General features: G+C 72.6%; 23 protein-coding genes and 1 riboswitch. Of the genes, 5 read left to right on the top strand and 18 right to left on the bottom strand.

The features are described 5' to 3' along the window. Positions 1-93: 93 nt before the first annotated feature. Positions 94-1,353, top strand: a complete 1,260-nt coding sequence (gene fmdA, locus AC0QR5_RS14145) for a formamidase (protein WP_329862233.1) — start codon at positions 94-96, stop codon at positions 1,351-1,353. A 109-nt stretch (positions 1,354-1,462) separates the two neighbouring features. On the opposite strand, the gene AC0QR5_RS14140 is transcribed toward fmdA, so the two are convergent. From AC0QR5_RS14140 to AC0QR5_RS14130, 3 genes are all read right to left on the bottom strand, one after another. Continuing rightward, positions 1,463-3,124, bottom strand: a complete 1,662-nt coding sequence (locus tag AC0QR5_RS14140) for an ABC transporter permease (RefSeq protein ID WP_329862234.1) — start codon at positions 3,122-3,124, stop codon at positions 1,463-1,465. Next, a complete protein-coding gene (locus AC0QR5_RS14135) occupies positions 3,121-4,113 on the bottom strand; it encodes an ABC transporter ATP-binding protein (protein ID WP_329862235.1) in 993 nt (330 codons plus the stop codon). The genes AC0QR5_RS14140 and AC0QR5_RS14135 overlap by 4 nt, the downstream gene beginning before the upstream one ends. A 100-nt stretch (positions 4,114-4,213) precedes the next feature. Continuing rightward, entirely contained in the window at positions 4,214-5,719 is a 1,506-nt protein-coding gene (locus tag AC0QR5_RS14130) for a DUF1990 family protein (protein WP_329862236.1), read from the bottom strand. Positions 5,720-5,893: 174 nt separating this feature from the next. On the opposite strand from AC0QR5_RS14130, the gene AC0QR5_RS14125 reads away from it, so the two are divergent. Beyond that, positions 5,894-6,907, top strand: a complete 1,014-nt coding sequence (locus tag AC0QR5_RS14125; protein WP_329862237.1) for a hypothetical protein — start codon at positions 5,894-5,896, stop codon at positions 6,905-6,907. Between the two features lie 150 nt (positions 6,908-7,057). Here AC0QR5_RS14125 and AC0QR5_RS14120 read toward each other — a convergent pair whose 3' ends face one another. The 3 genes from AC0QR5_RS14120 to AC0QR5_RS14110 all read right to left on the bottom strand — a co-directional run bounded on the left by AC0QR5_RS14120 (position 7,058) and on the right by AC0QR5_RS14110 (position 8,623). Next, a complete protein-coding gene (locus tag AC0QR5_RS14120; RefSeq protein ID WP_329862238.1) occupies positions 7,058-7,378 on the bottom strand; it encodes a putative quinol monooxygenase in 321 nt (106 codons plus the stop codon). Between the two features lie 48 nt (positions 7,379-7,426). After that, positions 7,427-8,131 carry a tetratricopeptide repeat protein gene (locus tag AC0QR5_RS14115; RefSeq protein ID WP_329862239.1) on the bottom strand — a complete coding sequence of 235 codons (705 nt, stop codon included), beginning with the start codon at positions 8,129-8,131 and terminating at the stop codon, positions 7,427-7,429. An 84-nt stretch (positions 8,132-8,215) separates the two neighbouring features. Continuing rightward, entirely contained in the window at positions 8,216-8,623 is a 408-nt protein-coding gene (locus tag AC0QR5_RS14110) for an MmcQ/YjbR family DNA-binding protein (protein WP_329862240.1), read from the bottom strand. Positions 8,624-8,646: 23 nt separating this feature from the next. On the opposite strand from AC0QR5_RS14110, the gene AC0QR5_RS14105 reads away from it, so the two are divergent. Next, positions 8,647-9,447, top strand: a complete 801-nt coding sequence (locus AC0QR5_RS14105) for a DUF1206 domain-containing protein (RefSeq protein ID WP_329862241.1) — start codon at positions 8,647-8,649, stop codon at positions 9,445-9,447. A 5-nt stretch (positions 9,448-9,452) separates the two neighbouring features. Here AC0QR5_RS14105 and AC0QR5_RS14100 read toward each other — a convergent pair whose 3' ends face one another. Genes AC0QR5_RS14100 through AC0QR5_RS14085 form a run of 4 tightly spaced genes read right to left on the bottom strand, consistent with a single transcriptional unit; the run spans position 9,453 to position 13,179 of the window. Next, a complete protein-coding gene (locus AC0QR5_RS14100) occupies positions 9,453-9,884 on the bottom strand; it encodes a CoA-binding protein (RefSeq protein ID WP_329862242.1) in 432 nt (143 codons plus the stop codon). Between the two features lie 35 nt (positions 9,885-9,919). Continuing rightward, positions 9,920-10,801 (bottom strand): carbohydrate ABC transporter permease, encoded by an 882-nt coding sequence (locus tag AC0QR5_RS14095; RefSeq protein ID WP_329862243.1) that lies wholly within the window; start codon positions 10,799-10,801, stop codon positions 9,920-9,922. A gap of 3 nt (positions 10,802-10,804) precedes the next feature. Further along, the gene (locus tag AC0QR5_RS14090; RefSeq protein WP_329862244.1) at positions 10,805-11,812 is read right to left on the bottom strand and encodes a carbohydrate ABC transporter permease; all 1,008 of its coding nucleotides are present in this window, start codon (positions 11,810-11,812) and stop codon (positions 10,805-10,807) included. A gap of 2 nt (positions 11,813-11,814) precedes the next feature. After that, positions 11,815-13,179, bottom strand: a complete 1,365-nt coding sequence (locus tag AC0QR5_RS14085) for an ABC transporter substrate-binding protein (RefSeq protein ID WP_329862245.1) — start codon at positions 13,177-13,179, stop codon at positions 11,815-11,817. 154 nt (positions 13,180-13,333) lie between these two features. Here AC0QR5_RS14085 and AC0QR5_RS14080 point away from each other — a divergent pair, with 154 nt between their 5' ends. Next, a complete protein-coding gene (locus AC0QR5_RS14080) occupies positions 13,334-14,386 on the top strand; it encodes a sugar-binding transcriptional regulator (protein WP_329862246.1) in 1,053 nt (350 codons plus the stop codon). Beyond that, positions 14,383-15,807: a xylulokinase gene (gene xylB / locus AC0QR5_RS14075; RefSeq protein ID WP_329862247.1), complete on the top strand. Its 1,425-nt coding sequence runs from the start codon at positions 14,383-14,385 to the stop codon at positions 15,805-15,807. The genes AC0QR5_RS14080 and xylB overlap by 4 nt, the downstream gene beginning before the upstream one ends. A gap of 188 nt (positions 15,808-15,995) precedes the next feature. Here xylB and AC0QR5_RS14070 read toward each other — a convergent pair whose 3' ends face one another. The 8 genes from AC0QR5_RS14070 to AC0QR5_RS14035 all read right to left on the bottom strand — a co-directional run bounded on the left by AC0QR5_RS14070 (position 15,996) and on the right by AC0QR5_RS14035 (position 25,918). After that, complete coding sequence (locus tag AC0QR5_RS14070) at positions 15,996-17,492, bottom strand: mannitol dehydrogenase family protein (protein WP_329862248.1); 1,497 nt, start codon at positions 17,490-17,492, stop codon at positions 15,996-15,998. Positions 17,493-17,671: 179 nt separating this feature from the next. After that, on the bottom strand, positions 17,672-18,538 hold the full coding sequence (locus AC0QR5_RS14065) for a MetQ/NlpA family ABC transporter substrate-binding protein (RefSeq protein WP_329862249.1): 867 nt from the start codon (positions 18,536-18,538) through the stop codon (positions 17,672-17,674). A 79-nt stretch (positions 18,539-18,617) separates the two neighbouring features. Continuing rightward, entirely contained in the window at positions 18,618-20,024 is a 1,407-nt protein-coding gene (locus tag AC0QR5_RS14060; protein ID WP_329862250.1) for an acyl-CoA dehydrogenase family protein, read from the bottom strand. An 11-nt stretch (positions 20,025-20,035) separates the two neighbouring features. Then, the gene (locus tag AC0QR5_RS14055; protein WP_329862251.1) at positions 20,036-21,451 is read right to left on the bottom strand and encodes an NtaA/DmoA family FMN-dependent monooxygenase; all 1,416 of its coding nucleotides are present in this window, start codon (positions 21,449-21,451) and stop codon (positions 20,036-20,038) included. Positions 21,452-21,534: 83 nt separating this feature from the next. Continuing rightward, a complete protein-coding gene (locus AC0QR5_RS14050; protein WP_329862252.1) occupies positions 21,535-22,248 on the bottom strand; it encodes a methionine ABC transporter permease in 714 nt (237 codons plus the stop codon). Continuing rightward, the gene (locus AC0QR5_RS14045; RefSeq protein WP_329862253.1) at positions 22,241-23,065 is read right to left on the bottom strand and encodes a methionine ABC transporter ATP-binding protein; all 825 of its coding nucleotides are present in this window, start codon (positions 23,063-23,065) and stop codon (positions 22,241-22,243) included. The genes AC0QR5_RS14050 and AC0QR5_RS14045 overlap by 8 nt, the downstream gene beginning before the upstream one ends. Beyond that, positions 23,062-24,483 carry an LLM class flavin-dependent oxidoreductase gene (locus AC0QR5_RS14040; RefSeq protein ID WP_329862254.1) on the bottom strand — a complete coding sequence of 474 codons (1,422 nt, stop codon included), beginning with the start codon at positions 24,481-24,483 and terminating at the stop codon, positions 23,062-23,064. The genes AC0QR5_RS14045 and AC0QR5_RS14040 overlap by 4 nt, the downstream gene beginning before the upstream one ends. A gap of 118 nt (positions 24,484-24,601) precedes the next feature. After that, positions 24,602-25,918 (bottom strand): acyl-CoA dehydrogenase family protein, encoded by a 1,317-nt coding sequence (locus AC0QR5_RS14035; protein ID WP_329862255.1) that lies wholly within the window; start codon positions 25,916-25,918, stop codon positions 24,602-24,604. A 5-nt stretch (positions 25,919-25,923) separates the two neighbouring features. After that, positions 25,924-26,020, bottom strand: a riboswitch (SAM riboswitch). Between the last annotated feature and the right edge of the window lie 212 nt (positions 26,021-26,232).

Below are 26,232 nucleotides of genomic sequence, written 5' to 3'. Positions count from 1 at the left end.
GCCTTCTCCCGCCGCCGAGAGACCGGCGGCGGATCCGTATCCCTCCGACAAGCCCTTCATCCCCATCACGACATCGCTGCAAGGAGAAGAACGATGCCAGACGTCATTTTCCCTCTCGATTCCAGCAAGAAGTTCGAGGACCAGGAGAAACTCGGACACAACCGGTGGCACCCGGAGATCCCGCCCGTGGCGACGCTCAAGCCGGGCGACACCTTCCGGGTGGACTGCCGAGAATGGTTCGACGGCGCGATCGTCAACGACGATTCGGCCGACGACATCCTCAACGCCCCGCTCCTGACGGTGCACAAGCTCTCGGGCCCGTTCGCCGTGGAGGGCGTCAAGCCGGGCGACCTGCTCGTCGTCGACATCCTCGACGTCGGGGCCATCCCGCAGGAGGACTCCGGACCGCTCGCGGGCCAGGGCTGGGGCTACACCGGCATCTTCTCGAAGAACAACGGCGGCGGATTCCTCACCGACCAGTTCCCCGACGCGTACAAGGCGATCTGGGACTTCACGGGCCAGGTCGCGACGTCGCGGCACATCCCGGAGGTCGCCTTCGAGGGCCTGATCCACCCCGGCCTGATGGGCACGGCCCCGTCGGCGGAGCTGCTGGCCAAGTGGAACAAGCGCGAGGGCGACCTCATCGCCACCGACCCGAACCGGGTCCCGCCGCTCGCGCTGCCTCCCGAGGGCGAGCATGCGGTCCTCGGCGGCCTGCCGCGCGAGGAGTGGGCGCGCGTCGGCGCGGAGGCGGCCAGGACGGCGCCACCGCGTGAGAACGGCGGCAACCAGGACATCAAGAACCTGTCCAAGGGCACCCGGGTGTTCTACCCGGTGTTCGTGGACGGCGCCAACCTGTCCATGGGCGACCTCCACTTCTCCCAGGGCGACGGCGAGATCACGTTCTGCGGAGCCATCGAGATGGGCGGGTTCATGGACCTGCGCGTGGACGTCATCAAGGGCGGCATGGAGACCTACGGCGTGAGCGAGAACGCCATCTTCATGCCGGGCCGGGTGGATCCGCGCTTCAGCGAGTGGCTCGCGTTCTCGGGCACCTCGGTGACGCTCGACGGCGAGCAACGCTACTTGGACTCGCACTTGTCCTACCAGCGGGCGTGCCTGCACGCGATCGACTACCTCGTGAAGTTCGGGTACTCGCCGGAGCAGGCGTACCTGATCCTCGGCGCGGCGCCGATCGAGGGCCGCCTGTCCGGGGTGGTGGACATCCCGAACTCGTGTTCCACGGTGTACATCCCGACGGCGATCTTCGGGTTCGACGTGCGCCCGTCGGCCTCGGGACCGTACCAGGTGGACCCGGGGATCGGGGCGCCCAAGGCGGCCAACGTCGTCTGAGGCCTCCGCAAGCGGTGGAGCTCCCACGACGGTGTTCCGAATCCACCTGCGGATTCGGAACACCTTCGGAGTTCAGCGGCGTCGCGCCGGCGCCCGCCCTGAGACACCCTCAGCTCGTGCCGCCGAGCTCCGCCGGCACGTCCCGGCGCCGGAACGCCGCGAGGGCCGCGGCGGCCAGGACCACGGCCACGACGCCGGCCCCGAGGACCGCGGTGCCCGCCGTGCCGAATCCGTCCACGTCCATCGCCCCGAACGGCTCGGCGTCGAGGACCGCGGGCGGCAGGTCCATGAGCGGACCGTAGAGTCCAGCGAGCATCGCGGTCCCGAGGGGAACCCACAGCCAGAGGCCGGAACGGGACAGGGCGTGCAGGAGCAGCGCGGCCGCGGTCCAGCAGGCCGCGAGCGGCCAATACGCCAACGCGGCGGCGGCCATCTCCGTGGCGGCCCCGGGGCCGAGGACCGATGCCGCCCCGGCCCCGAGCCCGGCGCTGGCGGCCAGTAGCAGCACGCCCGAGGCCAGCACGGAAAGCACGAACGGCGCCGCCTGGACGGAGGGCCGGCGCACCGCACCGGCGAGGAGCAGCTCGGTCCTCCCGGCGTCCTCGTCCGCGCGGAGCGCGTGCGCGGCGGTCCCCGCGTAGACGGCCACGGCCATCGCGAAGAACTTCAGGAACAACGCCATGGTCTGCCGCACCAGGTCCTGCCCGCCCTCCTCGCCGAGCAGGCGCAGCAGGTCCGGCTGGACCCGGAACTCCTCGACGACGGCCTCCGCGAGGGCCCCGCACAGCACGGCGAGGACGGAGACGGCGACGAGCCACCACAGGATGCGCCACCGCTCGCCGCGCAGGGCCAGTCCGGGCAGCGTCCTGCCGAACGCCGTGGCCCGGGTCCGGCCGCGGCGGGCCGGGAGCAGGCCGGCACCGAGGTCCCGGCGGACGGAGAGCGCGTGCGCGGCGGCGAGCAGCACCACGGCGAGGCCGAGGGTCAGCAGCAGCGGCCACCAGCGCAGTTCGACGTAGACCCGGCTCTGCTGCAGCCATCCGATCGGAGACGCCCAGGACAAGGGGCCGCCGCCGGCCTGCTGCGCGTCGCCGAGCCCACGCAGGACGTAGGCGGCGAGCAGGACCGCCCCGGCCGTCCCCGCCGCGGTCCTGGCGCTCTCCGTCAGCTGGGCGGTCACCGCGGCCACGGCCCCGAACACCATCCCGCCGGCGGCCAGCGCGGCCCCGTAGGCGATCGAGTCGGCCAGGCCGAATCCCAGGCCGGCGAGGGCGGCGGCCATGGTCGCGCCGATGAGGGCGTTGGCCCCGGTGAGGAGGACGACGCCGGACGCCGCCGGCGCGGCCCGGCCGACGGGGGCGGCGCGGAGCAGCTCGGTCCGCCCCGCCTCCTCCTCCGCACGCGTGTGGCGGACGACGAGCTGCAGGGACATGACCGCGACGGCGACGATCGTCAGGCCGAGCATCTCGTTGGCGAGCATCACCGGCACGGTGTAGTGCTCGAGCCCGAATCCCGGCCCGGCCAGGAGGGCCGCGGCGGGTTCCCGCATGATCCAGCCGCGCGCCTCGAGGGCCCCCGGCTCGGAGTAGACCGCGGGGACGGCGACGGCGATGTAGGCGGTCAGGCCCGCCAGCAGCAGGGCCCATGCGGGGACGCGGAACCTCTCCCGGCGCGCCATCGCCCGCAGCAGGAGGCCTGCGCCGGCCAGCGGCCCGTCCCCGGCAGGACCGGCCGAGCGGTGGCGGCCGGAGGTCGCCGCGACCGTGCTCACGGCGCCCTCCCGGCGTCGTCCGTCGCCGCGTCGACCGCCTCCGTCCCGACCCCGGCATCGTCCTTCCCGGCGCCAGCCGCCTGCGCCCGGGCCCCGGCGTCGTCCGTCCCGTCCCGGTAGTGGTGGACGAAGAGCTCCTCGAGGCTCGGCGGCGTGCTCGTCAGGGAGCCGAGCCCGTGCCGGGCGAGGGCGCGGACCACGGACTCCATGGCGCCGTCGTCGACCGTGAAGCGGAGCCGGCCGGCGTCCTCGTGCACGCCGTGGACCCCGGGCAGCGCGGCGATCGCCGCCGCCGGGGCCTCCGTCTGCACGGCCACCGCGCTGCGGGTCAGCCGGCGCAGCTCGGCGAGGGACCCCGACTGCACCGTGCGCCCCTCGCGGATGATCGTGAGACGCGTGCACAGCGCCTCGACCTCGCCGAGGATGTGGCTCGAGAGCAGGACGGTCGCGCCGCGTGCGGCCGCCTCGCGGACGGCGTCCTGGAAGACGATCTCCATGAGCGGATCGAGCCCGGAGGTGGGCTCGTCCAACACGAGCAGCTCCGCCCCGGACGCCAGGGCGGCGACGAGCGCGACCTTCTGCCGGTTGCCCTTCGAGTAGCTGCGGGTCCGGCGGCCGGGATCGAGCTGGAAGTCCGCGAGCAGGCGGTCCCGCAGCACCGGGTCCAGGCCCCCGCGCAGCCGGCCCAGGAGGTCGATCACCTCGCCGCCGGTCAGCCGCGGCCACAACGTCACCTCGCCCGGGACGTAGGCCAGCCGCCGGTGCAGGGCGACCGCGTCCCGCCACGGATCGGCCCCGAAGAGCCGCACCGTCCCGGCATCGGCGCGCAGCAGCCCCAGCAGGATCCTGATCGTCGTCGACTTGCCGGAGCCGTTGGGCCCCAGGAACCCGTGGATCTCGCCCGGTCTGACCGCAAGGTCCAGCCCGTCGAGGGCACGCGTGGAGCCGAAGGCCTTGACCAGGCCCTCGACGTGGACCACCCCGTCCATTCCCGCCACCTCCGCTGCCGATGGGTCGTGCGGACCGTTACCAGCCAGCATCGCCCACCCGCGGGGCGTCGTCCAGCGCGGGCTGGCAACGGCCGCGCGCCTATCCTCCCGCGGCGAGCCTGAAGGCGGCGGCCACGTAGCGGTCCGTGACGAGGCGCTGGACGGCGGCTGCCGCCGGCGCGCCGAGCCGCGTCGCCACAGTGGCGGGTCGGCTGTAGGCGAAGACCTCGACGTAGACGGAGCCGTCGGGGTCCAGGACGGCGCGGAACGACTCCTCGCCGGCCTCGGGATGCCCGCGCAGCGTCCCATAGCCGAAGCCGGCGCCCACGGAACCGCCAGCTCCGGCCACGGGGCCGGGCTCCGGCGTCGTCCTCCCTGACGCCGGCCCACCGGCACCCGCGGGAGGCTCCTCGACCCAGAGCACGCGGCACGGGGCGGGCAGGCGGAACGGACCCGCGCCGAAACCGGAGACGACGCGCACGCCCGGCGCCGCCCGTTCCCGCTCGGCGTCGACCACCAAGCCCGCGCCGCGCTGCAGCCCCCAGCCCAGGATCCCCTCGGCGAGCCGCCGGAACGCCTCCTCCCCGTGCCCGACGCGGACGTGCCGGCGCACGACGTGGTAGCCCGGCGGGGCCTCGCCCGTGCGCGTGTGGCCGTGGTCCGGATAGTTCAAGTCGGCGGGACGCCCGAGCCGGGCCAGGCGGCGCAGCGCCGCGAGCTCGCTGGGCCCCTGCTTCTGCAGGACGACGCCGGTCACCGCCAGGGCGAGCCGGCCGCCCCATCGCGCCGGCAGTCCCACGCGGCGCCCGCGCGGCAGGCGCACGGACGGCCGCTCGAGCCCGAGCAGCTCCAGCTGCCGCTCGTCCAGCGTGTCCACGACGGCGGCGAACAGCAGCCGGTACCCCGGGAGCAGAAGGGGGTCCAGCGGCGGCTCCTTGAGGAAGGCGACCACCTCCCGGACGCGGGGCCCGCCCGCGAGCCGGCCTGCGGCGTCGTACCCCGCCAGCCTCGCGCGCAGCTGCTCCTCGCTGCGCGGCGGGTCCTCGACCCCCATGAGTTCCCCCGCGACCGCCCACTCGCGCACGTACGCGTCCGCGCCGCCGCGATCGGCCGGCACCGGGCCGCGGAAGTGCTCGTAGCTGCGCAGGAACGCGTCCGTGAACGCCAGGTGCACCCACTCGGCCAGCCCCGGATCGTTCGCGGCATACGGCCTCTCCGTCCCGGTGCCGTCGACGTAGCTGCCCGTGACCGGACCGTGCCGGCGGCGGACGTACGCGCACGCCGCGCGGGCGGCGCCCGTATCGCCGTAGGTGAGCGTGAAGATCCAGCGGATGGTCCCGGCGAGGCGGGCCAGCGGATCCGCGCGGTAGTCGGAATGCTCGGCGACGCCGGCGAGCGCCCCCGGGTGCAGGGCCTGGACCAGGAGCGCACGGATCCCGGCCGCGATCGGGGTCATGCCGCCGTGGACGGCCCACGTCGCCGAATCCGGGGCGAAGAAGCCGGCGTCGTCGCCGTCGGCGAGCGCCTCCTCCCACGCCGGGACGCCATCCGCCTGCCCGGAGAAGGTCAGGCGGAGCCGGGTGCGCAACGGGGACAGCGGGTCCATGCGCCCAGCGTACCGCCGGGCGTGCGGCCCGGGGGGGCGGCTGGACGGCTGGGCGCGAGGGTTGGGCGGCTGGGCGCGGGCGCGGGTCCGGAGGGCCGTGGGCCGGCACGGGCCCGGGGCGCGTGTCCCGAATCGTTACGGCCCGTGCGGCCGCTCCGCGTCTACGCTGGTGGCATGCTCCACCGACGCCGCACCGCAGCCCTGATGTTGGCCGCCGCCCTGGCGGGGACCCTGGCCCTGACCGGATGCGACATGGCGCGCGACGTCTTCCCCAAGGCGTTCGAGAGCGAGCAGGCACCGGCGTCGTCCGCCCCCACGGAGAAGCCCGCCCCCTCGCCGGAGGGCGAGTGGAAGACCGTGACCACCGACGCCGGAGACGTGTCCTTCCGGATCCGGACGGACTGGCGCGTGCAGAGCGCCCCCGCGCAGCAGGGCAGCTCCACGACCGGCATCCCGTCCTACCGCGTGCTCGATTCCGGCGGCCGCGAGCTGGCCGTGCTGCAGCAGAACCCCGGCGGCCTCACGTCCCAGGCGCTCCCGGGTTCCTCCTTCACGGCCGTCGACGCCGTGCCGGCCACGGGAGTTCCACTGCTCGTCGACGCCGCCAAGGCGCAGGTCCTCTTCGACCTCACGACCCACCCGAACGGCGACAGCGACGCGGTCTACGGGCTCACGTCCGGTCTCCCCGCGACCGCGGCCGCCGCCCCCGGGGCAAGGGTGCCGCTCGGCGGCGGGATCCAGGGCTACCCCAAGCTCGCCGGGCCGCTCGTCTTCCAGGGCGTGCTGGACCTCGGCGCCGACGCGCGCGCGAACCGGCAGGAGGCGGCGCTCGCCGCCGCTCGCGAGTACGCCTTAAGCCAGGAATACGCCGACATCACGGCGATGATGCTCTCCCTCGACTACCACCCGGAGCGCGCGCAGGCCGTCGAGTGCGCCGGGTCGTCCTTCATCTACGAGGCCGTCAACGTGGACTGCGCGACCGTCCTCGACGTCTACCACACGGCCCGGATCGCGGAGGACTTCGATTCCCGCTCCGGCTCACGCGTGCGGGTCAAGGGCAAGTACGTGTGCGATCTCAAGGAGCTCGGCGCCCGGCACGACGGGCTGCCTCCGGGGTACGGGATCGACGGGACGTGCCGGGTCGACGGCGGCTACGGCTCGTTCACAGCGGTCTGGAAGGAACGCTAGGGGCCGCTCGCGCGCCGGGCGGGGCGGGGTGGCGAGGCCCCGGGCCTCGAAGCCTCCCAGTTCCAGCGGCCCGAGCTGCCGGAACCACGGCGTGTCGGGGCGACACGCCGTGGGGGCGGTCCGGGACGTGGGAAGTTCTGCAGCGGTCGGTCAGCCGACCTCGAGCTCGCCCATCGCGTCCCAGCCCTCGCCGTCGACCTGCCGGCTGACGATCCGCGGCGTCGCGGCGAGCAGCGGGCGCATGGCCTCCAGGCCGGCGGCGAAGTGCTCGCTGCTCACGTGCGCCTCGCCGGCGCCGTCCTTGAAGGCCTCCACCAGCACGAACTCATTCGGGTCCTCGACGGAGCGGGACCACTCGAACCAGAGGTTTCCCTCCTCGGCGCGCGTGGACCGCGTGAACGGGCCGACGGCGTCGAGGAACGACTCGGAGTGCTCGGGCTTGACGGGGAATTTCACGACGATGAAGATCATGCCCCCCACCCTAACCGGCGGGGGCGGCGCGGGGCCCGGCGGGCCGTCCTACTCGTCCGGCGCGGGCGGCCCGGGCGGCGCGGTCCGGCCCCCGGAGTCCGCCGATCCCGCGGCCGCGGCGGCCTCGACCCGGACCTGCTCGTAGGCCTTCTGCGCGTAGTCGACCTGCTCGGGGGTGCCGTGCTCGCGTGCCTCGCGGAGGGCCCGCCGGAACTGGCGGAGCGCGCCGGCCTTGTCACCGGCGTCGTACAGCGTCCACGCCCAGTTGTTCAGGAACGCGGCCGTCCAGCGCCGGGTGCGCGGGTCGGCGGCCTCGGCGACGGCGATCCCGCGCTCGGTCCACTGCCCGGCCCGGCCGGGGTCGGCGATCGCGAGCATGTGGAGCGCGTCGGCGGCGAGGAAGGGCGCGGTGGCGCTCGCGTAGCCGGCCGCCTGCCCGAAGAGGACGACGGCGGCGCCCGGGTCCCCGGAGGAGTTCAGCACCCTGCCGCGTTCCAGGAGGACGCGGGCCCAGAGTTCCGCCCGGCCCTGACGCCCCAGCGCAGCGTCGCGGGAGTCAAGGTGGTCCTCGACGCCCTGCAGCAGCTCGAGCGCCTCCGTGAAGCGCTCCTGCAGGCCGAGCGCCCGGGCGGCCTGGGTGAGCAGGACCTGCCGCTCCGCGCCGGACGCGTGGTGGGCGGCGGCGCGGAAGCGGGCCTCGCTGGCGCGGGGATCGTTGAAGTCCCAGAGTTCGTCGAGCTGTTCCTGGCGCATGATCCAAGGGTAGGCCCAGCAGCCCGGGGTCGGTCAGGGTCCGGCGTCGGTCAGAGTCCGGACAAGGTCAGGGTCCGAACCGGCTCAGAGCCCGGCGTCGCGGCGGAATCCGAGGGCGGCGCGGCAAGGGGCGGGCAGCTTCTCCACCACGAGGTCGTAGGAGTCCTCGACGAGGTCGAGGACGTCGCGTCCGGTCAGCGTGGCCCCGGGCGAACCGACTCCGGTGCAGTCCACCGTGTTCCAGTGCTTCTTGCTCATATGGTAGCCGGGAGTGATCTCGGGGTGGGCACCGCGCAGCTGCACGGCGAGCGCCGGCTCGCACTTGAGGTTGACGACGGCGCCGTCCTCGCGCGGCCAGAGCAGCGCGAACATCTTCACGGGCCCGTCCGCGCGGCCGCGCACCTTGATCACGGCCGTGTCCGGGCCGAAGGGGAAGTCCTCGAACGCCCCGGGCAATGCCAGGCAGGCATCGCGCAGGGTCTTGTAGTCCATGAGCGCCATCCTATGCTTGCGTCATGGACACGCCTTCGAATGCCGCCGACGCCGCCAGGCGGGCCGCGGGACACCCCTGGCTCGAGCGCGCGGCCCGCCTGGGCTACGTCGCGAACGGGATCCTCCACGGCGTCATCGGCGTCCTCGCGCTGGTGCTGGCCGGCGGCGGTTCGGCGGACGCCGACCAGTCGGGCGCCCTGCAGGCGCTCGCCCAGCAGCCGTTCGGCTCCGCGCTCCTGTGGGCCGGCGCCGCGGGTTCGCTGCTCCTGGGCCTGTGGAACGTGGGCGAGGCCGTCTTCGACCGCGGCCGGGCGGTGGAGCGCGTCAAGTACGCCGCGACGGGTGCCGTCTTCCTCGTCGTCGGCACGGCGTTCGGGCGCTACGCCCTCGGCGGGCGCGACGACTCCGGCGAGGCGGCGAGCAGCGTGAGCGCCGAACTCATGGGCCACCCCCTCGGGCGCGTGGCGTTGATCGCGCTCGGGGCGGTGTTGATGGGGATGTGCGTGTACTTCGTCTACAAGGGCGTGACCCGCAAGTTCATGGAGGACCTCCGCGTCCCGGGCGGCCGGAAGCGCCACCTGGCGATCGAGGCGACGGGGGCCGTGGGCTACGCGGCCAAGGGCCTGGTGCTGGGCGCACTCGGGCTCTTGTTCATCGTGGCCACCGTGCAGCACAACCCCGAGGACGCGACCGGGATCGACGGCGCGCTCAAGGCCGTGCGCGACCAGTCCTTCGGGGTCCCGGCACTCGCGGCGATCGGCGTCGGCCTGATCGCCTACGGGGTGTACCTGGTGTTCCGCTCGCGCTACGACACGATGGACTGACCCGTCTAGCCGCGGCGGCGGAGCCGGCGCGCCTCGATCGCCGGGCACGTGTCCATGACGACGTCGAGCCCGGCCGCCTTGGCCCGCGCCGCGGCCGCCTCGTCGACGACGCCGAGCTGCAGCCAGACGGCCTTCGCGCCGATCGCGATCGCGTCGTCGACCACGGCCCCGACCTTCTGCGAGTTCACGAAGCAGTCCACGACGTCGACCGGGTCCGGGATGTCGGCGAGCCGGCGGTAGCCGGGCTCGCCGTGCACGGCGTCGCCCTTGAGCGAGACGGGGATGATCCGCATCCCGAGCTGGTCGCGGATCATGCGGGACACGCGCACGGCGACGCCCCTCCGGGGGGACAGCCCCACGATCGCCCAGCGGGCCGGGGTGGTCAGGAGCCGATGGATCAGCTCCGGATCGTTCACGTGCGGCGTGGAATCGCTCATGCCACCACGCTACTCCCCGGCCCCGGGCCGGTGGACTACTTGACCGCGCCCATCGAGAGGCCGCGCACGAGCTGCTTCTGGGCCAGCCAGCCGGCGAGCACCACGGGCAGCGACGCGAGCACCGAGGCCGCGGAGAGCTTGGCCAGGAACAACCCCTCGCTCGTCATGGTGCCCATGAGGAACACGGGCACGGTCCCCGCCTGCGCCGCCGTGAGGTTCAGGGCGAAGAAGAACTCGTTCCAGGAGAAGATCACGCAGATCAGCGCGGTCGCGGCGATGCCGGGCGTGACCATGGGGATCAGCACGGAGCGCAGGGTCTTCAGCAGCCCGGCGCCGTCCATCGACGCCGCCTCGAGCACCTCTCCGGGGACCTCGAGGAAGAACGAGCGCATCATCCATACGGCGATCGGCAGGTTCATGGCCGTGTAGAGCACCACGAGGGTCCACACGTTGTCCAGGACGCGCAGCTGCCCGGAGATCACGTAGATCGGCATGATCACGGCGACCACGGGGAGCATCTTGGTGGAGATGAAGAAGAACAGCACGTCGGAGGTCTTCTTCACGGGCCGGATGCTCAGGGCGTAGGACGCCGGGATGGCCAGCAGGATCACGAGCAGCGTGGAGACGCCCGTGGCGATGAGCGAGTTCAGGAAGTACGGGGCGGCGTCGGTGGAGAGGACGGCCTTGTACTGGTCCAGGGTGGGCGTGAAGAAGAAGGTCGGCGGGTTGGACGCCGCGGCGTTCTCCTCCTTGAAGGACGTCATGACCATCCACGCGACGGGCGCGAAGAACACGAGCGCGAGGACCCACGTGAAGGCGCTGAGCGCGGGGCCCGCGTTGCGCTTGCGGGGGCGGGAGGAGGACGACGCCGGGGCCGGGCCCGGGCGGGCGGCAGGAGTTTCGATCGTGGTGGCCATGGGTCAGTCCTTCTCCTCGAAGCTGCGGAAGATCAAGCGGAGCGCGAACGTCGCAATGACGATGGTCGCGATGACCACGACGACGCCCATGGCGGCGGCCTGGCCGATGTCGAAGCCCAGGAAGGCGCGCTGGTAGATGTAGAAGGGGAGGTTCGCGCTCGCGGTGCCGGGACCGCCGGCGGTCATCAGGTAGATCTGGTCGAAGGTGTTGACGACGTAGATGGAGCCGAGCAGCACGGCCAGCTCGATGTAGCGGCGCAGCTGCGGGAGCGTGACGAACAGGAACGTCTTGCCCCAGCCGGCGCCGTCGATCGAGGCCGCCTCGAGCACGTCCTTCGGCTGGGCCTGGAGGCCGGCGAGGACGAGCAGCATCATGAACGGCGTCCACTGCCAGACGAGGGCCATGATCACGGAGAACAGCGGGTGCTGCGAGGTGAAGTCGATCGGGCCGGCCCCGAAGAGGCCGATCACCCAGTTCAGCAGGCCGTAGCTGGGGTTGAGCATGGACACGCCCCACAGCATCGAGGACGCCACCGGCATGATCAGGAAGGGCGTGATGAGCAGGGTGCGGACGATCCCGCGGCCCTTGAAGTCCCGGTCCAGGAGGACGGCGAAGAGCGTGCCGATCACGAGCGAGGCGCCGACGCATCCGAGCGTGATGAGGATCGAGTTCAGGGCGGCGCCGCGGAAGGTGGAGTCGGAGAAGATGTCCACGAAGTTCTGCAGACCCACGAAGATGTCGCCGTCGGGGCGGAGCAGGTTCCAGGACCGCATCGAGTACCAGATGGTCAGGACGAACGGCAGCTGGGTGACGACGATCGTGAAGACCAGGGCGGGCAGCAGCGGCAGGCGGCGGGACCAGCCGTCGCGGCGCTCCTGCCGCTTCAGCTCGGCCGGGTCCTTCGCCCTCGGTCCGCTTCCGCGGCCCGGGGATTCCGGACGCGGCGCCGTGGCGAGCGGCGCGCGGGAGGGGGCCCCGGCGTCGTTCGGCGTGGGGGTGGGAGTGCTCATGATCAGCCTTCCGTCCTGTAGGTGCGGGCCACGGTGGTGGCGAAGTTCTGCGCCTGGCGCAGGGCGTCGTCGACGCTCTGGCGTCCGGCGATCGCGGCGGAGATCTGCTGGGCGACGCGCGTGCCCAGGTCCTGGAACTCGGGGATTCCGACGAACTGCAAGCCCGTGTAGGGCACGGGGTGGACCATCGAGTTCTCCTGCGTGGCGTTGCCCATGGCCGTCAGCGTGGGGACGGCGTAGGCCTGGGCGATGTCCGCGTACTCGGGGATCTCGTAGGTGGAGGTGCGGCTGCCCGGGGGCAGGCGCTCCCAGCCCACCGAGTTGCCGACGAGGTGCATGTAGTCCTTGTTGGTCATCCAGGAGATGAAGTCCCAGGCGGCCTGCTTGTTGCGGCTCGTCTCGGGGATCGCCAGGGCCCAGGTGTAGAGCCAGCCCGCCGAGTCGGTCTCCTTGACGGGGGCCAGCGCGTAGTTGGTCTTGCCGACGACCGTGGAGGAGGACGGGTCCTCGATGGAGGAGACCATCGCGGTCGCGTCGTACCACATGGCCGCGTTGCCCTGGGCGAAGCGGGTCAGGCAGTCGCCGTAGCCGGAGGTCGCGGCGCCGGGCTGGCCGTAGCCGCGGACGAGGTCGACGTAGTCCCCGACGGCGGCGCGGACCTCGGGGCTCTCGAGCTGCGGGTTCCATTCCTCGTCGAACCAGCGGCCGCCGTAGGTGTTGACCACGGTGTTCAGCGGCGCCATGACCTCGCCCCAGCCGGCGAGCCCGCGCAGGCAGATCCCGGCGAAGTCCCGCTCGGGGGCGTGCAGGGCCCGGGCGAAGCCGCGGATGTCGTCCCACGTCGGCTGCTCCGGCATGGCCAGGCCGGCCTCCTCGAAGAGGTCCTGGCGGTAGACGACGAACGAGGACTCGCCGTAGAAGGGCACGGAGTACTGGCCGCCGTTGCGCGTGAGGGACTCGCGGATCGTGGGGATGAAGTCCTGGGCGTCGTAGCCGTCCGTGGCGTCCATGAACGGGGTGAGGTTGGTGATCCAGCCGTTGTCCGCCCACATCGGGGTCTCGTAGTTGGAGATCATGACGACGTCGAACTCGCCGCCACCCGTGGCGACGGAGGCCGTGATCTTCGCGCGGGCCTCGTTCTCCGGGAGGGAGACGAAGCGGACGTTGATGCCGGGGTGCTTGGCCCGGAAGTCGTCCATCAGCGAGATCGCGTCCTGCATCTGGGGGTTGGAGACGATCGCGACGACGAGGCTCTGCGAACCGCTGCCGGCGTTGGCGCCGCAGGCCGCGAGCGTCGCGGTCGCGGCCGCCCCCAGTCCCAGGCCGAGTAGTTGGCGGCGATTGACCCGCAGATCACGTGGCTCCATTGGAACGCTCCTTGTGGTGGTGGATCGCCGAGGTTGCTGCTCATATGATTCGAACTCGACGCTCATTTGATATGTGACTGTAGTCATATAGGATCAAATGAGCAAGACTTCAGACTCAAACGAGTGTGATCCATTCCGAAACGGGGTCCCCACCATGTCCTCAACCCGGCCCTCCGACGCCGGCGGCACGCCGCCGGACCACCACCAGCTCCTCGCGGACATCGCGACGTCCTACTACCTGGAGAACGAATCCAAGGTCGAGATCGCCAAGGCCCACGGCATCTCCCGCTTCCAGGTGGCCCGCTACCTCGACGAGGCCCGCAGGGAGGGCGTCGTCACGATCACCATCAAGCGGCCCGTCCCCCACCCAGGGGACCTCGACGCCCTCGCGGCCGCCCTCGGCGTGGCCTCGATCGAGGTCGCCCGCGTTCCCGGAGCCGGCGAGGAGGCCCGGGACATGGTGGCCCGCGCGGCGGCCGGGCTCCTCGCCGACCTGGCCCGCAGTGGCAACACCATCGGCGTCTCCTGGTCCCGGACGCTGAACCTCATGGCGTCCCACCTGCCGGGCCTGCCGGGATGCGACATGGTCCAGCTGGCCGGCGACCTCACGGTCGGCAACGACGGCGGGTCCGGGCAGCTGCTGCACCGCCTCGGCGCGGTCGCGGGTGGCCGCACGTGGCCGCTTCCCGCCCCACTGGTCGTCGAATCGGCCCAGACGGCCGAGAGCCTGCGGCGCCAGCCGGAGGTCTCCGAGGCGCTGCGCCGGGCGGACCACCTGGACCTCGCCGTCGTCGCCCTCGGCACGTGGGCCGCGGGCCACTCGACGGTCTGGGCGCGGCTGACCGAGGACGAGCGGCGGACGGCGGCGGAGGCCGGCGCCGTGGCCGAGTGCTCGGGCCGCCTGCTCACGGAGGACGGGGAGCCGGTCGACGGCGGAGTCGACTCCCGCGTCATGGCGGTGAGCATCGCCCAGCTGCGCAAGACGCCGGCCGTGATCGCCGTGGCCACGGGCGCGACGGGCCTGCCCGGCGTGCTGGCCGCGGTCAAGGCCGGCATCGTCCGCCACCTCGTCGTCGACGCGGAGCTGGCCGGCGCGCTCGCGGCCCGCCTCGGCATCGAGGGCCCGGAGGCCCCGGGCGGCCCCGGGCAGGGGGCGGCCGTCGACACCGGCGGCCCGTCCGCCGCGGCAGGGGAGTCGAAGCGATGAGGGACGCCGTCGTCGGCATCGACTCCTCGACGCAGTCGTGCAAGGTCCTGGTCGTCGATCCGGCGACGGGCGAGGTCCTGCGCTCGGCGAGCACGGCCCACCCGGACGGGAGCAGGATCGATCCGCGGGTCTGGGTCACGGCCCTGCGGAAGGCCTGGGCGGAGGCGGCACCGGGCAGCACGGAGCGGATCGTCGGCGTCGGGCTCGCCGCCCAGCAGCACGGCATGGTGGCCCTCGACGCCCACGACGAGCCGGTCCACGACGCGCTGCTGTGGAACGACACCCTGAGCGCCGAGGCCGCGCGCCGCATGGTCGCCGAGCGCGGGGGCCGGTTCTGGGCCGAGGCGGTCGGCAGCGTGCCGGTGGCCTCCTACACCCTGACCAAGCTCGCCTGGCTCGCGGAGCACCGCCCGGAGGACGCCGCCCGTACGGTGCGCGTCGTGCTGCCGCACGACTACCTGAACCACGCCCTGACCGGCGAGTACTTCACGGACCGCTCCGATGCGAGCGGCACCGCCTACTACAGCCCGCGCACGGGCTACCTCGAGGACGTGCTGCGCGAGTACTTCGGGCGCGTCCCGGAACTTCCCGAGGTCCTGGCACCGGACGGAGTGGGCGGGCGCCTGCTGCCGGAGTGGGGTGCCGGTCCCGCCCCGGTCTCGGCCGGGGCGGGCGACAACGCGGCGGCCGCGCTCGGCCTGGGGATGCGCCCGGGCGAGGTCGCGGTCTCGATCGGCACCTCGGGCACCGTGTTCCGCCCCGTGACGCAGATTCCGACGCCGGATGCGAGCGGCGCGGTCGCGGGCTTCGCCGACGCCGAGGGCGGCTATCTGCCCCTGATCGCGGTCATCAACGCGGCCCGCGTCATGGCCTCGACGGCCGGGCTGCTGGGCGTGGGGCTGCCGGAGTTCGACGCGCTGGCCTCGTCCGGGGCGTCCGACGCCGGCGGCCTGCTGATGCTGCCGTATTTCGACGGGGAACGCACGCCCAACCTCCCGGACGCCACGGGGTCGCTCGTGGGCGTCAGCCGTTCCTCCTTCAGCCGCGAGAACATGGCCCGGGCCTCCGTCCTGGCGGTCCTGAATTCGCTCGCCGACGCGGCCGACGCGCTGTCGGCGGTGTCCGGGCCGGCGGAGCGGTATCTGCTGATCGGCGGCGGATCGAAGTCGCGCTCGCTCGGCGCGGCCGCGCCGGAGCTCTTCGGTGCGCCGGTCGATGTCCCGGTGGCCGGCGAATACGTGGCCCTGGGCGCCGCCCGGCAGGCGGCCTGGGCGGCGTCCGGGGAGCTCCCGGCGTGGGAGCGGCGGATGGCGGCCAGCTACGAGCCGTCCGCACGGGAGGCAGGAACCGCCTCGGAGTCCTGGGGCGCGGCCGTCAGGCGGAATTACGCGCAGGAACGCCGGAGGCTCTACGGCTCCTGAGCCACACCGACCCCCCAGGACCCCGCGCACTTTTACCTTCAATCAAACGCGAAGGCCCTGGTCAGAAGCTTTGGGCGGATCGAAAGCCGCGCAGGAGCGGCGAAAGGTGCGCTGGATTGGCTGCACCCGGAGCACGCACACGTGAAGCGTGCGCGGGCTCGGCGGGCCTCCGGTGACCCCGCGGCGCGTCAGCCCGCGATACCGGCCCATCCGCTGGCGCGCAGCCGCTCGATCAGCTCGCGCACGCCGGACTCCCTGAGCACGGCCAGCGCGGCGAGGTAGTGCCGCGTGAAGCCCTCGTGGTCCGCGAGGTCGCCGAACAACTCCGGGTCCCGCACGAACGCGAGGGGATCCCGGTCCTGCTCCGCGGCCGCGGCCATGACGCGGTCCCGCAGCCGGTCCACGACCTGGATCGGCTCTCCGGCCTCGTCCACGCCCTCGGCGTAGCGCGCCCAGGTGGCCACCACGGCGGCGCTGAGGGCCACGGACCCGCCGTCGGACAGGTTCTGCCGGATCACCGGCACGAGCCAGGTCGGGATCCGGTCCGAGGACTCGGCGCACAACCGCGCGAGCGTGTCCCGCACCTGCCGGTTCCCGAAGCGCTCCAGGAGCTTGGCCTGGTAGGCGGCCAGGTCGATCCCCGGCACGGGGCGCAGCGTCGGCGCGCCCTCGCGCGACATGTAGGCGGCCAGGAACTCCCTCAGGAGCGGGTCCTCGATGACCTCGTGGGCGTAGCGGTGCCCGGCGAGGTAGCCCGAGTAGGCCATGGCCTGGTGGCTCGCGTTGAGCAGGCGCAGCTTCATGAGCTCGTAAGGCTCGACGTCGTCGACGAGCTGCACGCCGGCCGCGTCCCACTCCGGCCGGCCGGCCGGGAAGCGGTCCTCGAGCACCCATTGCAGGTAGTCCTCCGAGACCACGGGCCAGCGGTCACCGATCCCGTGCTCCTCGGCGAGCGCCTCCCGGTCCGCGTCGGTGGTGACGGGCGTGATCCGGTCCACCATCGAGTTGGGGAACGCGACCTCGCGGGCGATCCACTCCCCCAGCGCGGCGTCCTTGAGCCGGGCGAACGCCGTGAAGACCTTCTGCGCCAAGTGCCCGTTGCCCTGGATGTTGTCGCAGCTCATGACCGTGAACGGCGCGGTCCCGGCCTCGCGGCGCCGGCGCAGCGCCTCGGTGATGTAGCCGAACGTCGTGGACGGCACGGCGCCCTCGGCGAGGTCCGCGGCGACCGCCGGGGCGTGGGCGTTGAACTCCCCCGTGGCCGGGTTGTAGTTGTAGCCGCCCTCGGTGACGGTGAGGGAGACGATCCGCACGGCGGGGTCGGCGAGCTGGGCCAGGACGGCCTCCGGGTTGTCGGGGGCGTAGAGGTAGCGGGCGATCGCGCCGACGACGCGGGCCGCGTGCGTGCCGTCCGGCGCCTTCTCGATCAGCGTGAAGAGGTTGTCCTGGGCGGCGAGGGCGTCCCGCATGGCCGCGTCGTGCGGCATGAGGCCCACGCCGCAGATCGCCCAGTCGAGCGCCCGCCCGGCGTTCATGAGCCGGTCGACGTAGAGCGCCTGGTGCGCGCGGTGGAACCCGCCGACCCCGAAGTGGACGATTCCGACGCGGCGTTCGGCGAGCCCGTAGGCGGGGACGGCGACGTCCTGTGGCAGGGCCGTCAGGGTCTCGGCATTCAGCTGGATCATGGGGGTTCCGCCCTTCGCGCGTCGTGGCTTTGCCCGAGCATATCATTTGAGCGCGTGACGTGGCTCATATGAGCAGAAGAATTTCCGGGCAGTACGACGGCGGGGCGCCGCCCCTCCCGTGGGAAGAGGCGGCGCCCCGCGGCCCCCCGCGGGGGCGTCCGGCGTCGTCCGGAGAAGGGTCAGGCCCACTCGGCCAGATCGGCCACCGGGTCCCGGTCCCACGGGGTCGGCAGGACGCCGCCCAGGTACTCCTCGAACCAGGCACGGACCTCCTCCGACTGGTACGCGTCCTTGAGCGCCTTGCCCTTCTCCGTCTCCACGAAGCCCGGCTTGGCCGCCACGAGGCAGATGTACGGCAGCGCGTCGGCGTCCTCCTCGAACGCGAGCGCATCGTCCGGCGTCAGCCCGAGCTCGGCGCCGAGCCGCACGAAGAGGAACCCGGCGTCCACGTCCGGCAGCGTCTTGGACAGCGACTGCTGGTCCACCTCGACGAAGCTGAACTTCCGCGGGTTCTCCAGGATGTCCTTCTGCGAGAGGTGGATGACGCTCTTGTCCGCGGTGACCTTGAGCAGCCCGGCCTTGTCCAGCAGCGCCAGGGCGCGCCCGTTGTTGGCGGGATCGACGGGCAGCGCGATCTTGGCGCCCTCCGGCAGCTCCTCGAGCGAACCGTGGCGGGCCGAGTAGATGCCGCCCGGCGAGCCGTACTCGTAGAACGCCGGCTCGAGGTCCAGGTTGTTGTCCTTGTTGAACTGCTGCAGGTAGGCGCCGTGCTGGAAGTAGTTGGCGTCGAACTCGCCGTTGGCCACGGCGATGTTCGGCTGCACGATGTCCGTGACGTACGTGGCCTGGACCGTCCACCCCTGCTCCTCGAGGATCTTCTGGGCGATCTTCGTGGGCTCCTGGTAGGGCGCGGACTCGGTGACGATGAGCTTGATGGTCTTCTCGTCGGCGGCGCCGGCGCCGGTCAGGCCGCAGCCCGTGAGGGCGCCGAGGCCGGCGATCGTGCCGAGGCCCAGGGCCCCGTTGAGGAAGGTGCGGCGGTTCATGGTGGTTCTCCTGTGGTGCGTTGCGGGTGGTTCGGGGTGCTGTTGAAAGGGGGTACGACGCCGGGGCCCGGCTTCCGGCCTAGCTCCGGCCGGGTGCCGTGGCGGATCCCGACGTGGCGTCGCCGATGGCGTTCAGGCCCTGCGGCAGGGTGCCGTTGACGAAGTAGTCGCCGACCGTGCGGGCCCGGAAGGCCGCGGGGTTGTGGGTCGCGACGGTCTGAGCGTTGCGCCAGTGGCGGTCCAGGCCCTTGGACGTGCTCGTCGCGGAGGCCCCGGTGGCTGCGAAGAGCTGCTGGGCCGCGGCGAGCGCGAGCTCGGGGACCGATACCTGGGCCTGTTCGACGGCGAGCTCGGCGAGGTGCCCCTCGCGCGTCGCCGCGGGCAGCCAGGGCGCACCGGGGGCGGCCGGCGGGGCCCCGGCGTCGGACCCGGCTCCATCGCCGGACGCAGCGCGGGCGACGGAGGCGTCGACGGAGGCGACCGCCTCGTCGAGCGCGCGCGCCGCGGCGAGGACCGTGGCCTCGGCCGTGAACGCCTTGGCGGCGATCCCGCCGACGACCTCCTGGATCAGCGGATCCTCGCGGAACGGCAGCCCCGAGCCCGTGTTGAACGTGCGGGCGCGCGAGGCAACGACCGCCGCGGCGTCGTCGCGGGCCGCGCGGGCGATCCCGGCCAGGACGGCGAGGAGCACGAGCTGGAAGAACGCGGCCTCGTGCACGGCCTCGGCGGTCCCGACCACGCGGTCCAGGACGTCGGCCGGATCCACCGCGACCGAGCTGAAGACGGCCGTCCCGGTCCCGGTCAGGCGCTGCCCGAAGCCGTCCCAGTCGTCCTCGATCCGGACGCCCTCTGCGGCGACCGGGACGACGGCGAAGCGGCGGCCCGCGCTCCCGGCGACCTGGGCGGAGACGCGCGTGTAGTCGGAGAAGATCGTCCCGGTCGAGTAGTACTTGGTGCCGTCCAGCCGCCACGCGCCGTCCGCGCGGCTCAACGTGGTGTTGAGCGTGCCGAGCGCGTTGCCCCCGCGCTCGGTCGACGCGTTGCCGACCGTCTCGCCGGCGACGGCGCGGGCATACCAGCGGCGGCGGACCCCGGGCTCCTGCCAGCGCAGGGACTCGATGAAGCCGAAGTGGGAACGGTAGAGGTGGGCGACGTTGGAATCGGCCGCCGCGAGGTCGATCAGCAGGCGCGCGAACGTCTCGATCGACGCGCCCCGGCCTCCGTGACCTTCCGGCACGAGGAGCGCGCCGAAGCCCGCGGCGTCCAGCAGGCGGACGGGCTCGAAGGGCAGCTCGCGGTCCAGGTCCCGCTGCCTGGCGCCCTCGGCGATCCGGGAAAAGAGCGGGGCGAACTCCACGTGGAGCGCGGCGTAGCCGGCCGGCGCGGGGTTCCGCGCCGGGACGGCGGTCGGGGCGCCGACACCCTGCGGGGAGTTCGCGGCGGAGGATCCCGTGGCAGAGGCCCCGGTGGTGGCGTGGGTCGTCATGACACGTCCTTTCAGGCGGTGGCGGGTTCGGCCTGCTCGGCGGCGGCCGAATGGGCGGTGAAGGCTCCGCGGTAGCGGGCGGCCGGATGGTTCTCCTCGAGCCGGGCGCCGCGGCCGAAGACCTTCTCGCGGAGCGTGCCGGGCGCATACTCCGCCTGGGCCAGTCCGCGGCGGCGCAGCTCCGGCAGGACGCCCTCGATGAAGCGCGTGTAGGAGCCCGGAAGGATCTGGTTGATGATGTTGATCCCGTCCACGCCGGCGTCCTGCCAGCGCTCGAGCTCGTCGACGATCCTCTCGGGGGTGCCGGCGATCTGCATCGACTCGGCGCGGTAGCGGGCCAGGTCGGCGATGGTCGGGTTGCCGCCCGGCACCGAGGCGCGCGCGGCCTCCAGGACGCCGCGTCCGCCCTCCGTCTCGACGTCCCCGAGCGGGGTGTCCAGGGGGATCCCGCCGAGGTCGATCCCCAGTCCGCCGCCGATGTGCGCGACGATTGCGTCGAGATCCAGGTGCTCGTTGTACTCGGCACGGACCCGCTCCACCTCGGCTTCGGTGCTGCCGACCACGAAAGACAGGCCCGCGAAGACCTTCACGTCCTCCGGCGCCCGGCCGGACTCGACCGCAAGGCGGCGCACCGCCGTCGTCTTCTTCTCGACGTGCTCCGGGTTGGGCGCGAAGAGGAAGGTGGCCTCCGCGTTCGCCGCGGCGAAGCGGGACCCGCGGGGCGAGCTGCCGGCCTGGAACAGGAACGGCGTGCGCTGCGGGCTCGGCGAGGCCAGGTGCGGGCCGTCCACGGCGTAGCGCGCCCCGCGGTGGTAGACCTTGCTGACGCCGGACGGGTCGGCGAAGACCCCGGCGGCCTTGTCCGCGCGGAACGCGTCGTCGGACCAGGAGCCCTCCCAGAGCTTGTAGGCGGCGTCGACGTATTCCTCCGCCCAGTCGTAGCGGTCCTCATGGGCCGTCAGGCCGTCGGCCCCGAAGTTCCGGTGCGCGTTCTCCAGCACGCTCGTGACGATGTTCCAGGCCACGCGCCCACCGCTGAGATGGTCCAGGGTGCTCAGCTGGCGGGCGAGCTGGAACGGATCGGACTGGATGACCGAGCTCGTCACCGCCAAGCCGATGTGCTCCGTCGCACCGGCGAGCGCGGACGCGAGGACCAGCGGATCGTTGGAGGGGACCTGCAGCCCGCGGCGGACGTGGGAGGCCCAGCCGCCTTCATGGTCGCCGTAGAGTCCGACGACGTCGGCGAAGAAGAGCGCGTCGAACCGCGCGGCCTCGAGCTCCCGGGCCAGGTCCTTCCACAGCGACAGCTCGTTGTAGCGGTGCTGCTGCGCCTCGGGGTGGCGCCACTGTCCACCGAGGATGTGGCTGGGCGTGTTCATGAGGAAGGCGCTGAGCAGCAGCCGGGGGCGGCGGGACGGTGCGGTCATGTCTCTCCTGGGTGGGGGCGGGGTGTGGGGGGGCTCGGCGCGGGCGTGCCGGGCGCCGTGCCGGGTGGCGTGCCGGTGCGGGGCTAGAGGCGCTTGTCGAGCCGGCGGCCCAGTCGGGTCCCGGCGATCTGCACGAGCTGGACGAGGGCGATCATGAGGATGATCGCCAGGAACATCACGCCTGTCTCGTAGCGGTAGTAGCCGTAGCGGATCGCGAAGTCGCCGATCCCTCCTCCGCCGACGAGCCCGGCCATCGCCGAGTAGCTGATGAAGCTGACCGTCATGATGGTGACGGAGCCGATGAGCGCGGGCTTGGCCTCCACGAGCAGGACGTCGCGGACGATCTGCCCGCGCGTGGCGCCCATCGCCCGCGCGGCCTCGACGACGCCCGTGCCCAGGTGGGTGAGGTTCTGCTCCACGAAACGGGCGAAGTACGGGATCGCGTTGATCGTCAGGGGGACGATCACCGCCGCCGTGCCGATCGTGGTGCCGACGATGAAGCGGGTGACCGGGATGATCGCGATGAGCAGGATGAGGAACGGGAAGGAGCGCATGGTGTTCACGAGCCCGTCGACGATCCGGTGCAGGCGCGGCCGGGGCTTGAGCCCGTGGGGGGACATCGAGTAGAGCCAGATCCCCAGCGGGGTGCCGAAGAGAACGGCGAGGGGGATCGAGACGAGCAGCATGGCGAACGTCTGGCCCATCGCGACGCCGATCTCGGGCAGGAGCTCGACGATGCGGGAGAGGTCGATCCCGGTGGTGTTGGCCGTCGCGGCGGCGAGGACGGGGCTAGGCATGGGAGAGCTCCTCGGTGGCGTTCGGTCCGGCGGCGCGCTGCGCAGGATTCCCGCGCGGGGCGCGGTCCAGCTGGATGTCGTCGGAGATCAGGTAGCGGCCGATCGCGGTGGCCGGCTCGAAGCCGGGCCGCTCCAGCTCGGCCAGGTCGAAGCGCTCCACGAGCCGCCCGTCCTCCATCACCGCGACGTTGTCCGCGATGGCCTTGATGACGTTCATCTCGTGGGTGACGATCACGGTGGTGATGCCGAGCTGCGCGTTGATGTCGGAGAGGTACTGCAGCACGGAGGCGGTGGTGCGGGGGTCGACGGCGGAGGTCGGCTCGTCGCAGAGCAGCACCTTCGGCTCGGTGGCCAGGGCGCGGGCGATCGCGACGCGCTGCTTCTGGCCGCCGGAGAGCCGGGCCGGGTAGGAGCCCGCCTTGTCGGCGATGTCCACGATCGCGAGGGCCTCCTGGGCGCGGCGCGTGCGCTCCTTCTTGCCCACTCCGGCGAACTTCAGGCCCAGCTCCACGTTCTGCAGGGCGGTGCGGTTGTTCAGCAGGTTGAAGTGCTGGAAGATCATGCCGATCTGGTGCCGTGCGCGGCGCAGCTCCTCGTCCCCCAGCGCGGTCAGTTCCGTCCCGTCGACGACGACCCGACCGGAGGTGGGCCGTTCGAGCAGGTTGATGTTGCGCAGCAGCGTGGACTTGCCGGCGCCGGAGAAGCCGATGATCCCCTGGATGGATCCTCGGGGGATCTCGAGGGAGACGCGGTCGACGGCGGTGAAGTCGGCGTCGCCGGTCGTGAAGACCGTGGAGACGTCGTGGAGGCTGATCATCGGGTGCTCCTTGACTGATCGGGGGACGCCGCGGCGGGCGCGAGGCGGTACCTGGCTCCCCGGTGGGTGTCCTTGAGGCGGTCGCCGGCACCGAAGAGCTTGTTGCGCAACGTGCCGGGGGCGTATTCGGTGGGGTAGGCGCCGCGGGCCTGCAGCTCGGGCACCACGAACTCGACGACGTCCTCGAAGCTGCCGGGCGTGATCGCGTAGGCGAGGTTGAAGCCGTCGACGTCGGTCTCGTCGACCCAGGAGATCAGCTCCTCGGCCACCGAGGCCCCGGAGCCGACGATCCGCGGACCCATGCCGCCGATCCCGGCGAACGCCGCGAGGTCGCGGACCGTCCACGCGCTGCCGTCGTCCTTGCGCGCCTGCTGGAAGTTCGCGACGGCGGACTGGATCGCGTTCGACTCCACGTCCCCGATCGGGGAATCCAGCTCGTAGCGGGACAAATCGATCCCGAGCCAGCCGGAGAGCAGGACGAGGGCCCCCTCGTCGGAGGCGTAGGACTGGTACTCGTCGTGCTTGGCCCGGGCCTCGGCGTCCGTGGCGGCGGTGATGACGGTGAGCATCGTGTAGATCCGCACGTCGTGGCGGTCCCTGCCCGCGGCCTCGACGGCGTCGCGGATGCGGGCCACGGAGGCGCGCAGCAGCTCCTTGGTGGGCGCCCCCACGAAGACGGCCTCGGCGTTTCCGGCCGCGAACCCGATGCCCCGCGGGGAGGCCCCGGCCTGGTAGACGACGGGGACGCGCTGCGGGCTCGGCTCGGTGATCGCGATGCCCGGGACCTTGAAGAAGCGGCCCTCGTGCCGGATCGGATGGACCTTGGAGGGATCCGTGAAGACGCCCGCCGCGCGGTCGCGGACCACGGCGTCGTCCTCCCACGAGCCCTCGAGCAGCTTGTAGACGACCTCGAGGTACTCGTCCGCGTGGTCGTAGCGGGCATCGTGCTCGAGCTGGTCCTCCTGGCCCATGTTGCGCGCGGCCGAGGGCAGGTAGCCGGTGACGACGTTCCATCCCACGCGGCCGCCCGTGAGGTGGTCCAGTGTCGCGAGCCGGCGGGAGAACGGGTACGGGTGCTCGTAGGCGGTGCCCGCGGTGACGCCGAAGCCGAGGTGCTCGGTGACGAGGGCCATCGCGGAGACCAGCAGGAACGGGTCGTTGACGGGGACCTGCGTGCCCTGCCGCAGCGCCGCCTCGTCCGAGGCCCCGTAGACGTCGTAGGTGCCCAGGACGTCCGCGATGAACACACCGTCGAAGAGGCCCTTCTCCAGGGTCTTGGCGAGGTCTGCCCAGTAGCGCAGGGTGTTGTACTCGGCCGAGCGGTCCTGCGGGTGGCGCCACAGGCCCGGGGACTGGTGGCCCACGCAGTTCATGTCGAAGGCGTTGAAGCGGACGTGTCGGCGTTGCGGAATGCTCATGGGGTCCTCCTGGACGGGTCCGTCCCGGCGGTGCCGGACGGGACGGGTTCTGCGGACGGGGGCGCCGACGGGGCGGCGCGGAGGGCCGCGGGCGGCGCTGACGGTGGCATGCGGCGTCCTACGCGTAGCGGACCGGGACGTCGCCGACGGACTCGAACCACGCCGGCGCGGTGCCGTTGACCTCGTAGTCCCCGACGATGCGGGCCTTGTAGATGGCGGGATTGTGGGTGGCGATGGTCCGGGCGTTGCGCCAGTGCCGGTCCAGGTTGCAGCCGGCGGCCGTCGAGGACGCGCCGAGCCCGTCGAAGAGCTTGGACGCCGAGGACAGGACGATCGGCTGGACCACGGTCTGGGCCCGATCCGCGACGAGCTCGCAGACCGCGAAGCGCTCCTCGGGGCGCAGCCCCGGATCGGCGAGGACGGCCTCGACCTCCTGGACGGCGGCGACGACGACGGAGTCCACGGCGAAAGCGTTCGCCGAGATCTCCCCGATCACCTGCAGGACCTGCGGCTCCCGCCGCGGCGGCACGCCCGTCCCCGTGCTGAACGCGCGCGTGCGGGCCTGCACGGCCGAGCGGGCGTCGGCGAGCGCGGCGCGGCAGATGCCGGCCTGGACGGCGAGCAGGACCAGCTGGAACACGGCGGACTCGGGGTGGGCGGCCAGGTCCTCGGGGCCGAGCAGGGTGTCGACGGGGACGTCCTCGAAGTGGGTCGAGCCGGTGCCCGTGAGCTGCTGGCCGAAGCCGTCCCAGTCGTCGAAGATCTTCACGCCCGAGTGCTGGGTCGAGACGATCCCGACGTGCCGCCCCTCCGCGGACGGATGCGAGGCGGCGACGGCGACCCAGTCGGCGAAGATCGTTCCGGTGCAGTAGTACTTCTTCCCGCTGATCCGCAGCCGCCCCTCGCCGGCCTCGGCGAAGACGGTGTTGTGCCCGCCGAGGGGGTTGCCGCCGCGCTCGGTGTAGGCGTTGCCGACGAGCTGGCCGGCCGTGAAGCGCGCGAACCAGCGCTCCCGCACGGCCTCGTCGGGATGCTTCAGGACGAGCTCGGTGAAGCCGATGTGCGCGCGCAGCAGGTGCGCGACCTGGGAGTCGGCCTCCGCGAGCTCGATCAGCAGGCGGAACGTGTCCGTCAGCGAGGCCCCGTGGCCGCCGTGCTCCCGCGGGACGCGCAAGGCGCCGAAGCGGGCCCGGTTGAGCCAGCCCACCTGCTCGAACGGCAGGATGCGCTGGGCGTCCCGCTGGGCGGCTCCCGCGGCGATCTCCGCGAACACGGGGCGGAACTGCGCCGCGAGCTCCTCGTAGGCCTCCCCCACGGGGACGCCCGGCGTGAGCTTGAGCAGGTGGCGCGGTTGCGGCGCGGATTCGTCGACGGGCAGGCCCTCGGCGACGTGGACGGTGTCGAAGGCGTCGGTGGTCCCGGGCAAAGAAGTCATGGCGATCTCCATCGGTCCTGGCGGTAGCACCTTCCTCCCGTTCCCGGGAAGGGGTTGCTGCGGCGTCACGGAGCCAGATCTCTCGGCCGCTCTGGATGGTTTGTTGCGTCCATTCTGGACACGATCGCGGCCCGGACGCGAACGCGACGGCCTCCGGACCGGCCCGCCCGGGGCGCCGAGCACGGCGAACGGATCGAACATCAGGGCGGGGAAACCGCCAAACAACGCGGATTCTTCACCGACCGACCTCCTCGGACGGACCCCGCGAAACAATTCGCAACGAAGACGCCATTCTTTGCCGCGCCGCCGTCATG

The sequence above is a fragment of the Arthrobacter sp. J156 genome, assembly GCF_056172865.1.
The sequence above is the reverse complement of the archived record's forward strand: the minus strand, read 5'-3'. Positions and strand labels throughout refer to the sequence as shown.